Origin of the sequence: Streptomyces sp. NPDC050997, assembly GCF_040660135.1 — a bacterium.
Taxonomy (GTDB): Bacteria; Actinomycetota; Actinomycetes; order Streptomycetales; family Streptomycetaceae; genus Streptomyces.
Window position 1 is genome coordinate 294,810 of the sequence record NZ_JBFAGK010000006.1, and the last position, 13,399, is coordinate 308,208.

13 protein-coding genes and 2 pseudogenes are annotated in these 13,399 nt (G+C 68.0%); 9 read left to right on the forward strand and 6 right to left on the reverse strand.

Annotated elements, in window-relative coordinates:
* The first annotated feature begins 87 nt into the window (after window positions 1-87).
* The 6 genes from typA to AB0H86_RS16580 all read left to right on the forward strand — a co-directional run bounded on the left by typA (window position 88) and on the right by AB0H86_RS16580 (window position 8,509).
* On the forward strand, window positions 88-1,995 hold the full coding sequence (gene typA, locus AB0H86_RS16555) for a translational GTPase TypA (protein ID WP_362437992.1): 1,908 nt from the start codon (window positions 88-90) through the stop codon (window positions 1,993-1,995).
* Window positions 1,996-2,673: 678 nt separating this feature from the next.
* Complete coding sequence (locus AB0H86_RS16560) at window positions 2,674-4,296, forward strand: ABC transporter substrate-binding protein (RefSeq protein WP_362437995.1); 1,623 nt, start codon at window positions 2,674-2,676, stop codon at window positions 4,294-4,296.
* Window positions 4,297-4,437: 141 nt separating this feature from the next.
* Window positions 4,438-5,370, forward strand: a complete 933-nt coding sequence (locus AB0H86_RS16565; protein ID WP_362437998.1) for an ABC transporter permease — start codon at window positions 4,438-4,440, stop codon at window positions 5,368-5,370.
* Complete coding sequence (locus AB0H86_RS16570) at window positions 5,363-6,307, forward strand: ABC transporter permease (protein WP_362438001.1); 945 nt, start codon at window positions 5,363-5,365, stop codon at window positions 6,305-6,307. The genes AB0H86_RS16565 and AB0H86_RS16570 overlap by 8 nt, the downstream gene beginning before the upstream one ends.
* Before the next feature lie 11 nt (window positions 6,308-6,318).
* A complete protein-coding gene (locus tag AB0H86_RS16575; RefSeq protein ID WP_362438004.1) occupies window positions 6,319-7,368 on the forward strand; it encodes an ABC transporter ATP-binding protein in 1,050 nt (349 codons plus the stop codon).
* Entirely contained in the window at window positions 7,361-8,509 is a 1,149-nt protein-coding gene (locus AB0H86_RS16580) for a dipeptide ABC transporter ATP-binding protein (RefSeq protein WP_362438007.1), read from the forward strand. Before AB0H86_RS16575 ends, AB0H86_RS16580 begins: the two co-directional genes overlap by 8 nt.
* Before the next feature lie 88 nt (window positions 8,510-8,597).
* Here the strand turns inward: AB0H86_RS16580 and AB0H86_RS16585 are convergent, their stop codons facing one another.
* From AB0H86_RS16585 to AB0H86_RS16595, 3 genes are all read right to left on the reverse strand, one after another.
* The gene (locus tag AB0H86_RS16585; RefSeq protein WP_362438010.1) at window positions 8,598-8,888 is read right to left on the reverse strand and encodes a hypothetical protein; all 291 of its coding nucleotides are present in this window, start codon (window positions 8,886-8,888) and stop codon (window positions 8,598-8,600) included.
* Window positions 8,889-8,892: 4 nt separating this feature from the next.
* Window positions 8,893-9,267 carry a DUF6247 family protein gene (locus AB0H86_RS16590; RefSeq protein WP_362438012.1) on the reverse strand — a complete coding sequence of 125 codons (375 nt, stop codon included), beginning with the start codon at window positions 9,265-9,267 and terminating at the stop codon, window positions 8,893-8,895.
* 89 nt (window positions 9,268-9,356) lie between these two features.
* Window positions 9,357-9,797 carry an ATP-binding protein gene (locus AB0H86_RS16595; protein WP_362438015.1) on the reverse strand — a complete coding sequence of 147 codons (441 nt, stop codon included), beginning with the start codon at window positions 9,795-9,797 and terminating at the stop codon, window positions 9,357-9,359.
* A 134-nt stretch (window positions 9,798-9,931) separates the two neighbouring features.
* On the opposite strand from AB0H86_RS16595, the gene AB0H86_RS16600 reads away from it, so the two are divergent.
* The 3 genes and pseudogenes from AB0H86_RS16600 to AB0H86_RS16610 form a co-directional block, all read left to right on the forward strand.
* Entirely contained in the window at window positions 9,932-10,816 is an 885-nt protein-coding gene (locus AB0H86_RS16600; RefSeq protein ID WP_362438018.1) for a helix-turn-helix transcriptional regulator, read from the forward strand.
* A 10-nt stretch (window positions 10,817-10,826) separates the two neighbouring features.
* Window positions 10,827-11,027 (forward strand): DUF397 domain-containing protein, encoded by a 201-nt coding sequence (locus AB0H86_RS16605; protein WP_362438021.1) that lies wholly within the window; start codon window positions 10,827-10,829, stop codon window positions 11,025-11,027.
* 35 nt (window positions 11,028-11,062) lie between these two features.
* Window positions 11,063-11,215, forward strand: a pseudogene (locus AB0H86_RS16610) (glyoxalase); the annotation flags it as partial.
* Here AB0H86_RS16610 and AB0H86_RS16615 read toward each other — a convergent pair.
* The 3 genes and pseudogenes from AB0H86_RS16615 to AB0H86_RS16625 all read right to left on the reverse strand — a co-directional run.
* Entirely contained in the window at window positions 11,205-12,182 is a 978-nt protein-coding gene (locus AB0H86_RS16615) for an ABC transporter ATP-binding protein (protein ID WP_362438024.1), read from the reverse strand. The pseudogene AB0H86_RS16610 and the gene AB0H86_RS16615 sit on opposite strands and share 11 nt — an antisense overlap.
* A complete protein-coding gene (locus tag AB0H86_RS16620; RefSeq protein ID WP_362438027.1) occupies window positions 12,179-13,174 on the reverse strand; it encodes an ABC transporter ATP-binding protein in 996 nt (331 codons plus the stop codon). The genes AB0H86_RS16615 and AB0H86_RS16620 overlap by 4 nt, the downstream gene beginning before the upstream one ends.
* 50 nt (window positions 13,175-13,224) lie before the next feature.
* Window positions 13,225-13,374 (reverse strand): annotated as a pseudogene (locus AB0H86_RS16625) (ABC transporter ATP-binding protein); the annotation flags it as partial.
* Window positions 13,375-13,399: the final 25 nt, after the last annotated feature.

Sequence of the window (13,399 nt, forward strand, 5' to 3'; positions counted from 1 at the left end):
GGCCGTGGCATGTTCCGCCCGGCAGGGCCCGCGTAACACAGCTGTACGCAGCAGGGCCGTCCTCACACTCCGGGAGTACGCCGCAATATGGCCACGCGCCACGACATCCGCAACGTCGCCATCGTCGCCCACGTCGACCACGGCAAGACGACACTCGTCGACGCCATGCTGAAGCAGGCCGGTGCCTTCGCCGCGCACGCCGCCGAATCGCTCGACGACCGCATGATGGACTCGAACGACCTGGAGCGTGAGAAGGGCATCACGATCCTGGCCAAGAACACGGCCGTCAAGTACCACCCGAAGGATGGCGGCGACGTCATCACCATCAACATCATCGACACCCCCGGCCACGCCGACTTCGGCGGCGAGGTCGAGCGTGGTCTGTCGATGGTGGACGCGGTGGTGCTGCTCGTCGACGCGTCCGAGGGCCCGCTGCCCCAGACCCGTTTCGTGCTGCGCAAGGCGCTCCAGCAGCGCCTGCCGGTCATCCTGTGCATCAACAAGACCGACCGCCCCGACTCCCGGATCGACGAGGTCGTCAACGAGACCTACGACCTCTTCCTGGACCTGGACGCGGACGAGGAGCAGATCGAGTTCCCGATCGTCTACGCGTGTGCGCGGGACGGCGTGGCCTCGCTGACCAAGCCCGAGGACGGCACCGTCCCGGCCGACAGTGACAGCCTGGAGCCGTTCTTCTCCACGATCCTGTCGCACGTCCCGGCGCCCCAGTTCGACGAGGCGGCCCCGCTCCAGGCGCACGTCACGAACCTGGACGCCGACAACTTCCTCGGCCGTATCGCGCTGCTCCGCGTCGAGCAGGGCGAGCTGCGCAAGGGCCAGACCGTCACGTGGATCAAGCGCGACGGCACGATGTCCAACGTGCGCATCACCGAGCTGCTGATGACCGAGGCGCTCACCCGCAAGCCCGCCGAGAAGGCCGGCCCCGGTGACATCTGTGCCGTCGCCGGTATCCCGGACATCATGATCGGCGAGACCCTCGCCGACCCCGAGAACCCGATCCCGCTCCCGCTGATCACGGTCGACGAGCCCGCGATCTCGATGACCATCGGTACCAACACCTCGCCGCTGGTCGGCCGCGGCGGTACCGGCAAGGGCGCCTCCGCGAAGGCCGCGGTCAAGGACCGCAAGGTCACCGCCCGTCAGGTCAAGGACCGCCTGGACCGCGAGCTGATCGGTAACGTCTCGCTCCGGGTGCTCGACACCGAGCGTCCGGACGCGTGGGAGGTCCAGGGCCGTGGTGAGCTGGCGCTCGCCATCCTGGTCGAGCAGATGCGCCGCGAGGGCTTCGAGCTGACCATCGGCAAGCCGCAGGTCGTCACCCAGCAGGTCGACGGCAAGACGTACGAGCCGGTCGAGCGCATGACGATCGACGTGCCCGAGGAGCACATGGGCGCGGTCACGCAGCTCATGGGCGTCCGCAAGGGCCGCATGGACAACATGTCGAACCACGGCTCGGGCTGGGTCCGTCTGGAGTTCGTCGTCCCCTCCCGCGGCCTCATCGGCTTCCGGACCGAGTTCCTGACCGGCACGCGCGGCACGGGCATCGCCCACTCCATCCACGAGGGCCACGAGCCGTGGTTCGGCACCCTGACGACCCGTAACAACGGTTCGCTGGTCGCCGACCGCGCGGGCGCCGTCACCGCCTTCGCGATGACGAACCTCCAGGAGCGTGGCGTGCTGTTCACCGACCCCGGCACCGAGGTGTACGAGGGCATGATCGTCGGCGAGAACTCCCGCGCCGACGACATGGACGTGAACATCACCAAGGAGAAGAAGCTCACCAACATGCGCTCCGCCGCCGCGGACTCGTTCGAGGCGATCGTCCCGCCGCGCAAGCTCTCCCTGGAGCAGTCCCTGGAGTTCTGCCGCGACGACGAGTGCGTCGAGGTGACCCCGGAGGCCGTCCGCATCCGCAAGGTCGTCCTCGACCAGAAGGAGCGCGGTCGCTCCGCGAGCCGCGCCAAGCACGGCTGACGCACAATCCGCACGGATACGCCGGGCATCCTCGCTTCACCGCGGGGGTGCCCGGCGTCGTCCCGGGGGTCATAGGGAAAACCCTCTATTTGCACAGGGAAGACCTCATGGGCAGGCGGTCCCCACTACCCTGCTGATGGAGTGGCCCGTCCGCCGCCCGTGGGGCATGAGCCTGTGGACGCGTTGTGTCGTCGTCGGCACGCGTGCTCGCCCGTACGGAACGACGCGGAACGCCCCTGGCACGGCGGCGTGGTGACAGTGCGTCACACAGGGTCTCCTTCGCGCCCCCGGTATGCGGGGCAGGCCGGGGGAAACCGGCACGGCCATCTCGGTAGGCGCAACTCATTTTTCGCTGCCGCACGTCCGGAATACGGACACCCACTCCCGATAGATGTGTAACAAGTCCGTTTCGCAGGGATCTTTCGGCAAACCGTTTGTCCGGATTTTGGAAGAAGTAGGCGTCAGGTGTGATCGAACCGAGACCTTAGGGATGTGGTTCGGTCATGGTGCATGGCAGATAGTTAGGCGCGTAGAGCTCGGATCAACGGGTCACGCGCTGCACACTGCGCCGACTCACGAGCGCGGGGGCATCTGACTTTCTCCGGCACCGACGAGGTGACGGATGCGTGTCATGTGCTCTCCCTTGCGGTGAACCAATGGACTCATGAGGAGGAACCCATGCGCGGTGCCAAGAGCGCCAAGTGGGTCGCGATAGCCGCGGCTGTGGCCCTGGGCGCGACCGCCTGTGGTGGTGGCAGTGACAGCGGCGATGACAGCAAGGCCGCGATCGACCCGAACGGAAAGTTCTCGATCGAGGTCGGCGAGCCGCAGAACCCGCTGCAGCCGGCGAACACCATGGAGTCCAACGGCAGCATCGTGACGAAGGCCCTGTTCACCGGGCTCGTCGACTACGACGCCAGCGGCAAGATCGTCATGATGAACGCGCAGTCGGTCGACAGCACGGACAACAAGACCTTCACGGTCAAGCTGAAGCCGGGCTGGAAGTTCCACGACGGCACCCCGGTCACCGCCGAGTCCTACGTCAAGGCGTGGAACTGGGCCGCCGCCCCCGCGAACAAGCAGACCAACAGCTTCTGGTTCTCGGACATCAAGGGCTACGCCGACGTCGCCCCCGAGAAGGGCAAGCCGAAGGCCACCGAGCTGTCCGGCCTGAAGGTCGTCGACGACAACACCTTCACCATCACGCTGAGCAGCCCGCTCCCGTACTTCGTGTACAAGCTGGGCTACGAGGTCTTCTCCCCGCTTCCGGAGTCCTTCTACAAGGACCCGAAGGCCGCGGGCGAGAAGCCGGTCGGCAACGGCCCCTACAAGTTCGTCAGCTGGAACCACAAGAAGTCGATCGAGGTCGCCCGCAACGCCGACTACCAGGGTCCGAACAAGGCCAAGAACGGTGGTGTGATCTTCAAGAACTACACCAACCTGGAGACGGCCTACGAGGACCTGAAGTCCGGCAACGTCGACGTCCTGCGCCAGCTCGCGCCCAAGGACCTGCCCGTCTACAAGACGGACCTCGGCGACCGTGCCGTGGACCAGGCCTACTCCGCGGTCCAGACGATCGCCCCCGCCTTCTACACCAAGCAGTGGAAGGGCATCGACCCGAAGGTCCTGCAGGGCCTGTCGATGGCGATCGACCGGCCCACCATCACCAAGACCGTCCTCCAGGGCACCCGTGAGCCGGCCACCGGCTGGGTCGCCAAGGGCGTTCTCGGCTACCAGCCGGACCTGGGCACCGACATCTTCAAGTACGACCCGGCCAAGGCGAAGCAGCTCATCAAGGAGGGTGGCGGCGTCCCGGGCAACAAGATCTCCATCCAGTTCAACGCGGACGGCGGTCACAAGGAGTGGGTGGAGGCGGTCTGCAACTCCATCACCAAGGCGGTCGGCGTCGCGTGCACCGGCGACTCCAAGGCCGACTTCCAGGCCGACCTCCAGGCGCGTGACGCGCAGGAGGTCAAGTCGATGTACCGCTCCGGCTGGGTGCTCGACTACCCGTTCAACGCGAACTTCCTCCGCGACCTGTTCGGCACCCACTCGGACGGCAACCAGAGTGGCTTCTCCAACAAGGAGATCGACACGCTGATCAAGCAGGCCGACGGCGCCAAGTCGCTGGAGGAGTCGCAGACGCTGTACCAGCAGCTCGAGAAGAAGCTGCCCGAGTACATGCCGAGCATTCCGCTCTGGTACTACAAGGTCAACGCGGGCTACTCGGAGAAGGTCAGCGGCGTCAAGTACGCCCAGGACGGCGACCCGGTCCTGACCGGCGTTCAGGTCAAGAAGTAACCGCAACAGCCCGTTGAGCCGGGCGCGGTGAGCCCGCGCCCGGGGGACGGCAGCGGCCGGGGGGCCCTTTCCACACGCATCTTCAGGTGATGCGCGGGGGAAGGGCCCGTCGGCTGCCGCTGTGACTGACATGGAGGCACGATGGGGCGCTACGTCGCACGACGACTGCTCCAGATGATCCCGGTGTTCATCGGGACAACTTTGCTGATCTTTCTCATGGTCTACGCCCTGCCCGGCGACCCCGTGCGTGGGCTCTTCGGCGACAAGGGCGGAAGCCCGCAGGTGATCGCCGCGCTGAGACATGAGTACGGCCTGGACCAGCCGATCCTGGTGCAGTACTGGCACTACATGAAGGACATGATCCTGCACGCCGACTTCGGCACGCAGATCGCCAGTGGCCGCCCCGTCACGGACGTACTGGGTGACGCGTTCCCGGTGACGCTCCGTCTGGCCTCCCTGGCCTTCGTGATCGAGGTCGTCCTGGGTATCGCCCTGGGCATCATGGCGGGCATGCGCGCCGGCCGGCTCACCGACAACGTGGTCCTGCTGGTCTCGCTGCTGCTGATCTCGGTCCCGGTCTTCGTCCTCGGCTTCATCCTCAAGGTCGTCTTCGCCTTCGAGTTGAACTGGCTGCCACCGAACGTCAACGACTCCACGAACTACAACGAGTTGCTGATGCCGGCCATCGTCCTGGCGGCCGCGTCACTGGCCTATGTGACCCGGCTCACCCGGACCTCGGTCGCCGAGAACCTGCGCGCCGACTACATCCGCACCGCGATCGCCAAGGGCCTGCCCAAGAGCCGTGTGGTGGGCGTCCACCTCATGCGCAACTCGCTGATCCCCGTGATCACTTACCTCGGCACCGACATCGGTGCGCTGATGGGCGGTGCCGTCGTCACCGAGGGCCTGTTCAACATCAAGGGCGTGGGTGGCACGATCTACGAGTCCATCGTGCGCCGCGAGGGCACCACCCTGGTCGGCCTGGTGACGATCCTCGTCCTCGTCTACCTCCTCGCCAACCTGCTCGTCGACCTGCTCTACGCGGTCCTTGACCCGAGGATTCGCTATGCCTGACGTGACCAAGACCGACGTGAAGACCGGCGCGGCGGACCCGGTGGCCGCGACACCGCCGGTGACCGCGTCCAAACCCGAGAAGGCGCGCAGTCTCTGGGGCGACGCCTGGGCCGACCTGCGCCGCAGCTGGATCTTCCTCGTCTCCAGCGTGCTGATCCTGGTGCTGCTGCTGATCACCTTCTTCCCCGGGTGGTTCACCAGCGAGGACCCGATCCTCGGCGACCTGGCCAAGCACTACCTGCAGAAGCCGAGACTGAGCGACGTCGGCTCGGCCGACTGGCTCGGTTACGACCAGCAGGGCCGCAGCGTCTTCGCCCGAGTCATCTACGGCGCCCGGGCCTCCATCGCCGTCGGCTTCGGCACCACCGTCGTCGTCACGGTCCTCGGTGGCCTGGTGGGCATGATCGCCGGCTACTTCGGCGGTCTCGTCGACTCGATCCTGTCCCGGCTGACGGACGTGTTCTTCGGCATCCCGTTCCTGCTCGGCACCATGGTCATCCTGAACTCCTTCCAGGAGCGCACGACCTGGGTGGTCATTGGCGCGCTCGGCTTCTTCGGCTGGACGCAGGTCGCCCGCGTGATGCGCGGCGCGGTCATCACCACCAAGCAGGCCGACTACGTGCAGGCCGCCAAGGCCCTCGGCGCGAGCACCCCGCGGATCATGTTCCGGCACATCCTGCCGAACACCCTCGCTCCGGTGATCGTCGTCGCCACCATCTCGCTCGGCGTCTACATCTCCGCCGAGGCGACACTGTCCTTCCTGGGCCTCGGCCTCAGTGGCGTGTCGTGGGGCAACGACATCTCCGACGGCGGCAACTCGATCCGCGTGGCCCAGTGGATCATGCTCTACCCGTCGATCATGCTCAGCATCACGGTGCTGGCGTTCATCATGCTCGGTGAGGCCGTACGCAACGCCCTCGACCCGAAGATGCGCTGAGGGAGGCGTTCGTGACCGTCATCGAAGAAGTATCCGTGCCCTCGCCTCGCGAGGGCGACGGCGGACCGCTGCTCGAAGTGCGTGACCTGCACGTCGAGTTCCACACCCGCGAGGGTGTCATCAAGGCCGTCAACGGCGTCAACTACAGCGTGGACGCGGGCGAGACGCTCGCCGTGCTCGGTGAGTCCGGCTCCGGCAAGTCCGTCACCGCGCAGGCCGTCATGGGCATCCTCGACATGCCGCCGGCGAGGATCCCGCAGGGGGAGATCCTCTTCCGCGGCCAGGACATGCTGAAGATGTCCGGCGAGGAGCGCCGCAAGATCCGTGGCCGCCGTATCGCCATGATCTTCCAGGACGCGCTCAGCTCGCTCAACCCGGTGCTCAGTGTGGGCTACCAGCTCGGCGAGATGTTCCGCGTCCACCAGGGCCTGTCCAAGAAGGACGCCAAGACCAAGGCGATCGAGCTGATGGACCGGGTGAAGATCCCGGCCGCCGCGGCCCGGGTCAACGACTACCCGCACCAGTTCTCCGGCGGTATGCGCCAGCGCATCATGATCGCCATGGCGCTGGCCCTGGAGCCGGACCTGATCATCGCCGACGAGCCCACCACGGCTCTCGACGTGACGGTCCAGGCCCAGGTCATGGATCTGCTCGCGGAGTTGCAGCGCGAGTACAACATGGGTCTGATCCTGATCACCCACGACCTCGGTGTGGTCGCCGACGTCGCGGACAAGATCGCGGTGATGTACGCGGGCCGGATCGTGGAGCGCGCCCCGGTCCACGAGCTGTACAAGCGTCCGGCGCACCCGTACACGCGGGGTCTGCTGGACTCGATCCCGCGCCTGGACCAGAAGGGCCAGGAGCTGTACGCGATCAAGGGTCTGCCGCCCAACCTGCTGCACGTTCCGACCGGTTGCGCCTTCAACCCGCGCTGCCCCAAGGCCCAGGACATCTGCCGTACGGACATCCCGGACCTGTTCCCGGTCACCGAGCCGGACGGCGGCGAACTGGTCGGCCGTGCCTCCGCGTGCCACTTCTGGAAGGAGACGATCCATGGCTGAGCTCAGCAAGAACGACGAGCCGCAGGACGCCACGCCGAACGTCTCCGACGTCGAGGTCGTGGACGTCAACTCCGAGTCGGAGGCGGTCGCCGCGATCGAGGCGCCCGTCGAGCGGGGCGAGCCGATCCTTCAGGTGCGCAACCTGGTGAAGCACTTCCCGCTCACCCAGGGCATCCTGTTCAAGAAGCAGATCGGCGCCGTCAAGGCCGTCGACGGTGTCTCCTTCGACCTGTACCAGGGCGAGACGCTGGGCATCGTGGGCGAGTCCGGCTGTGGCAAGTCCACGGTGGCGAAGCTCCTGATGAACCTGGAGCGGGCGACCGCCGGCGAGGTCTTCTACAAGGGCCAGGACATCACCAAGCTGTCCGGGCGGGCCCAGAAGGCGGTCCGGCGCAACATCCAGATGGTGTTCCAGGACCCGTACACCTCGCTCAACCCGAGGATGACGGTCGGCGACATCATCGGGGAGCCGTACGACATCCACCCCGAGGTGGCTCCGAAGGGCGACCGGCGCCGCAAGGTGCAGGACCTCCTCGACGTCGTCGGCCTCAACCCGGAGTACATCAACCGGTACCCGCACCAGTTCTCCGGCGGTCAGCGCCAGCGCATCGGCATCGCGCGCGGCCTGGCGCTCAACCCGGAGATCATCATCTGCGACGAGCCGGTGTCGGCGCTCGACGTGTCGGTGCAGGCGCAGGTCATCAACCTGATGGAGCGACTGCAGGACGAGTTCAACCTGTCCTACCTCTTCATCGCGCACGACCTGTCGATCGTCCGGCACATCTCGGACCGCGTCGGGGTCATGTACCTCGGCCGGATGGCGGAGATCGGCAGCGACGAGCAGATCTACGACCACCCGACGCACCCCTACACCCAGGCGCTGCTGTCGGCGGTCCCGGTGCCGGACCCGGAGGCCCGTGAGGGTCGTGACCGGATCATCCTGACCGGCGACGTGCCGTCCCCGGCCAACCCGCCCTCCGGGTGCCGTTTCCGCACCCGCTGCTGGAAGGCCCAGGACAAGTGTGCCGAGGAGGAGCCGCTGCTGGCGGTTCCGGAGCGCTTCAAGGGCGCGGACACTCCGGCGGCCCACGAATCGGCCTGCCACTTCGCCGAGGAGAAGGACGTCGTGCACGCGGCGTGACGCGTCGCGTGTCGTATGTGTGGGAGGGGCTGCGGGCCGGAGACGGCCCGCGGTCTCTCCGTCGGTCGGCCCCCGATTTCCCCCGCGGTCAGAGGTGGTCGAACGGCGGGATGATCCGCGTGATCGCGACAAGGCGCAGCCGGGGTAGCGGCAAGGCGTAGAACCATCCGTCCGACAGCAGCGGGATGCGGCGCACGCCGCCCGGCACGCCACGACGGGGTCCTTCGCCGATGTCAGTCACGTCGACACCGACTTCGGCGAGGGCGACCAGTTCCGCCGCCAGACGCTCGACCTCGTCGACGATGTGTTGCGGGAACCCGGCTGAGACGTGTTCGGCGTCGGGATCGTATTCCCAGCACCAGGCCTCTTCGTCTCCCATGCCGTCACACGCCTTGGGCGGGCTCGACCCCGGCCTCGGCGCACGCCATGTCGAGGATCCGGCCGATCTCGGACGCGATGGTCCGCGCTTCCGCGAGGCTCTCGGTCTCGGCTGCACGTGCCTCCAGGGCGCGCAGCCTGGCGGCTCGCTCGGGATGCCGCTCCAGTGCTACGTACACCGCCCACTGCCCCACGAACCGGCGCATCGGAGCGGCGCTGACCTGCTCGCGTGCCTGTTGGAGCGCCACGGAGCGTTCGGCGTCGAAGCTGGGGAGCGCGTCGGGTGCCAGTTTCGCCAGGGAGGCCCGCAGGTCTTCCGGGATACCGGCCGGCTGTGGCGCTACGGAATCGTCGGAGCCGGAGTGTGCGGCGGTACTCATGCGCGGTCTCCTCAGGGCGGTACGACGGTCTGGCCACTGTCCGTCAGCGTACCGGCGAGGCTCCGGCGTCGGCTGGGCCTGTGGACAACTCACGCGCCGCCCTCTTCCACCTTCGATACGACGCTGAACCACACCGCCTTGCCGTACGGAAAGTGCCGTACGCCCCACTCGTCCGCACAGGCCTCGACGATGGTGAGCCCTCGCCCCGACTCGGCGTCGTCGTCCCGCTGGACGCCAGTGGGGACAGGAGGGTCGGCGCAGTGATCCCAGACCGTGACGGTGAGGGCGTCCGGTGTGTGCTCGACGTTGACGTAGGCGTCACTGGGTGAGTGTCGGTACGCGTTGGTGATCAGCTCGGAGGTGAGCAACTCGACGGTGTCGGCCACGCAGCCAAGGCGGGTTGCGCGCAGGATCGCCCGGAGTGCGGCTCTGACGACCGAGGCCGCGCGCGGGTCGTGGGGGATGAGGAAGCCGTATGACCAGTGGGGATCGGGGAGTTCGGGGGTGGCAGAGGTTCCGGGCGTGCGCATGTGGCAGCCTCCAGTTGCATGCTTGTTGTGACTGGTGCCATACGTAGAGTAGCGATATCGGTTGCCAACTCTCAACCTGCTTGCGGGAATCGTGCGTTGCTGGTTACTTCAGTTGCAGTGTCGAGGAGGGTGAAATGGGACTCAGGGCGAACCCGACGTACCGTCAGCGGAGGTTCGGCGCAGAGGTTCGAGGCATCCGCGAACGCGCTGGTTTCACGGCCATACGTGCGGCGCAGGCGATGGGGATGAACGCTTCACACATCAGTACGGTGGAATCGGGCAGAACCAGCCTGTCCCCGGACCGGTTGCGTCGCCTTACGTCGGCTTCTGGTGGCGAAGACGCAACCTATGTGGAAGGGCTCATTGAGCTGGGTGGGGAGTCCGGAAAAGGGTGGTGGACCGAGTACCGAGAGCAATTGCGGCCATCGCTCCTGGACTTGGCGGAGCTCGAAGACAGGGCAGAGCGCATCGTCTGCTACGAGCCCATGTTCATCCCCGGCCTGTTCCAGACGCTGGTGTACGCGACGGCCGGCTACCGGGGCGGCTATGCCTTGGCCTCGCCCGAACAGCAGGAAAGGGAAATCGACTTCCGCATGCAGCGGCAGCGCGTGCTTGCTGGAGAGCGGTCACCGCAGATTCACGCGGTGATCCATGAGGCGGCCTTGCATGTCTCATGGGGTAGCCCAGAGACCATGCGTGATCAGCTCCTCCGGCTGATCGAGGTGGCGCGGATGCCAAACGTGACGCTTCAAGTGCTCCCGTTCGATGGACGAGTGGGCTTCGGCACCTCCTTCACGTTGCTGGAACCTGCTGTGCCGCAGCTCAGTACCGTCGTCGTCGAACACGTCGAACGTGCCCTGTACTTGGGGGAGGCGGAAGGCCTGGCCAGGTACCGCAACTGGTTCGCTAGGCTGTGCGAGGCGGCGCTGCCTCCGGTGGTGGCCGCGACCGAGACCGAGGCGTTCTTGGTGAAGAACTCCCTGGGATTGATCCAACGCCTGCTGTACCCCTTGCTCTAGGAGGATCCGCGTGTCCCAGCTCGCGTGGCAGAAGTCGACCTTCAGCGAACCCGGTGGCGACACCTGCGTAGAGCTCGCCACTGACCCCAGGGGCCGTACTCACCTGCGTGAGAGTGAGGATCCGGCGACCATCGTCGAGACGTCCGCCACCGCCCTCGGCGCTCTGCTCCGTGCTGTCAGGGACGGCGCGATAGGCGACGCTCAGGACTGACGCCTTGCTGCACCACATCGAGCTGTGGGGTCGACGTCGACGCCCTTGCCGGGGCGGCCCCGGCGCATGGCTGGACCCCGCTGTTCGCGAACCGGTACCCGCACGCGGGCGGTCCGCAGCACCACGCCGCCTCCCTCACGAACACGGACGGCTTCGAGGTGGAGCGGGTGGCCGAGATCACGCGGTGATGGTCGCCCGCGCCCAGTGACAAGCCACCTGCCCCTCCCCACCCCCGTCCAGCACCCCGGGATCCTCCCCCCGACACGCCCCCGCCACCCCCGCCCGTTCCGCCTCCCCGCTCGCCAGGACCTGGCAGCGGGCGTGGAACCGGCAGCCTCCGGGGATACGGGACGGGTCGGGAGGCTCACCCGTGAGGACGACCGGGTCTCCGGGCGCCTCCGGCAGGACCGACAACAGGGCCTGGGTGTACGGGTGCCGCGGTGCCGTCAGGACCTGCTCCACGTCCCCCGTCTCCACGATCCGGCCCAGGTACATCACCGCGACCCGGTCGGCGATGTTCCACGCCAGGCCCAGGTCGTGGGTCACCACCAGCGCGGACAGGCCGAGTTCGTCGCGCAGGCGGAGGAGGAGGGCCAGGATCTCGCCGCGCACCGAGGCGTCCAGGGAGGCCACCGGCTCGTCGGCGACGAGGAGTTCGGGTTCGAGGACCAGCGCGCCCGCGATGACGACGCGTTGGCGCTGGCCGCCGGACAACTCGTGCGGGTAGCGCAGGAAGAAGCGCTCCGGGGGCCTGAGCCCCGCCCGGGACAGGGCCTCGGCGACCGCTGCCTGCTCTTCACCGCCGTACCCATGGATCCGCAGCCCCTCGGCCACCGCGTCGTACACCGTGTGCCGGGGGTTCAGCGATCCGGTCGGGTCCTGGAGGACCAGCTGGACGCGTTTGCGGTACGCCTTCAGAGCCCGGGAGGAGTACTCCAGCGGCTGTCCGCCGAAGCTGACGCGGCCCTCCGTCGGCCGGACCAGGCCCAGCAGGGCGCGGGCCAGCGTCGTCTTGCCGCAGCCGGACTCGCCGACCAGGGCCACGATCTCCCCGGCCCGGATGTCGAGTTCGACGCCGTCCACCGCGCGGGCCGGTGGGTCGCCGTGCCGGCCGGGGTACGTCACGTGCAGGCCTTCGGCGCTCATCAACGTCATGTGCCGCTCCTCGCGTCCTCGGCGGCGGCCGGTCCCCGTACCGGTGTCGGTACGTGTACGCAGGCCGCGCGGCGGTCGGTGTCCGCGTCCCGGAGTTCCTGGTCGTCCATGGAGCAGGAGGCCAGCGCGGCCGGGCAGCGGGGGTGGAAGGTGCAGCCGGGGGGCAGTGCGCTCGGGTCGGGCGGGTCGCCGGGCAGGCCGCGCGGGGCGAACCGGGAGGCCGGGTCGCCGATGCGGGGGAAGGCGGCCGACAGGGCCTTGGCGTACGGGTGCCGGGCGTCCTCGTGGACCTCCCGGGCCGGGCCCTCCTCGACCACCCGGCCCGCGTACATCACCGCGAGCCGGTCGCAGGTGTCGGAGAGGACCGCCAGATCATGGCTGATCATGATCAGGCCCAGGTCCTGCTCGGCCACCAGCTGTTCGATCAGCCGCAGGATCTGCGCCTGGATCATCACATCGAGGGCGGTGGTCGGCTCGTCCGCGATGATCAGCCGGGGTCCGCAGGCCAGCGCCATGGCGATCATGACGCGTTGGCGCTGCCCGCCTGACAGTTCGTGCGGATACGCCGACGCCCGCGCCGCCGGCAGGCCCACGTGCTCCAACAGCTCCCCGGCCTGCTTCCTCGCGGCCGCCGGGGTGGCCCTGCGGTGCAGCAGGATCGGCTCGGCGATCTGGTCGCCGACGCGGTGCACGGGGTTCAGCGAGTGCATGGCCCCCTGGAAGACGATCGAGGCACCCGCCCAGCGGACCGCCCGCACCTGCCCCCACCGCATCGTCAGCACGTCCTCGCCGTCCAGCAGCACCTGCCCGCCGACCCGGGTCCCGGCCGGCAGCAGCCGCAGCAGCGCGAGAGCCAGCGTGGACTTCCCGCACCCCGACTCGCCCGCGACACCGAGCTTCTGACCGGCCGCGAGTCGCAGGTCCACCCCGCGCACCGCGGCGGCCCCGCCGGGGTAGGTCACCTCCAGGCCGTGTACCTCCAGGAGCGTCAACGGTCCACCTCCGGCCGGGGGTTGAGCACTGACACCACGGCGCGTGGGCGCAGTGCAAGCGTCGGCGTGGATGCGTCGCACCCCGACTCGCCCGCGACGCCGAGCTTTTGGCCCGCCGCGAGCCGCAGATCCACCCCGCGCACCGCGGCGGCCCCGCCGGGGTAGGTCACCTCCAGGCCGTGTACCTCCAGGAGCGTCAACGGTCCACCTCCGGCCGGGGGTTGA

Bases quoted from the DNA above. Each gene is read 5' to 3' on its own strand.
- typA (WP_362437992.1), top strand. From the start codon at position 88: ATGGCCACGCGCCACGACATCCGCAACGTCGCCATCGTCGCCCACGTC.
- AB0H86_RS16560 (WP_362437995.1), top strand. From the start codon at position 2,674: ATGCGCGGTGCCAAGAGCGCCAAGTGGGTCGCGATAGCCGCGGCTGTG.
- AB0H86_RS16565 (WP_362437998.1), top strand. From the start codon at position 4,438: ATGGGGCGCTACGTCGCACGACGACTGCTCCAGATGATCCCGGTGTTC.
- AB0H86_RS16570 (WP_362438001.1), top strand. From the start codon at position 5,363: ATGCCTGACGTGACCAAGACCGACGTGAAGACCGGCGCGGCGGACCCG.
- AB0H86_RS16580 (WP_362438007.1), top strand. From the start codon at position 7,361: ATGGCTGAGCTCAGCAAGAACGACGAGCCGCAGGACGCCACGCCGAAC.
- AB0H86_RS16585 (WP_362438010.1), bottom strand. From the start codon at position 8,888: ATGGGAGACGAAGAGGCCTGGTGCTGGGAATACGATCCCGACGCCGAA.
- AB0H86_RS16590 (WP_362438012.1), bottom strand. From the start codon at position 9,267: ATGAGTACCGCCGCACACTCCGGCTCCGACGATTCCGTAGCGCCACAG.
- AB0H86_RS16595 (WP_362438015.1), bottom strand. From the start codon at position 9,797: ATGCGCACGCCCGGAACCTCTGCCACCCCCGAACTCCCCGATCCCCAC.
- AB0H86_RS16600 (WP_362438018.1), top strand. From the start codon at position 9,932: ATGGGACTCAGGGCGAACCCGACGTACCGTCAGCGGAGGTTCGGCGCA.
- AB0H86_RS16615 (WP_362438024.1), bottom strand. From the start codon at position 12,182: ATGACGTTGATGAGCGCCGAAGGCCTGCACGTGACGTACCCCGGCCGG.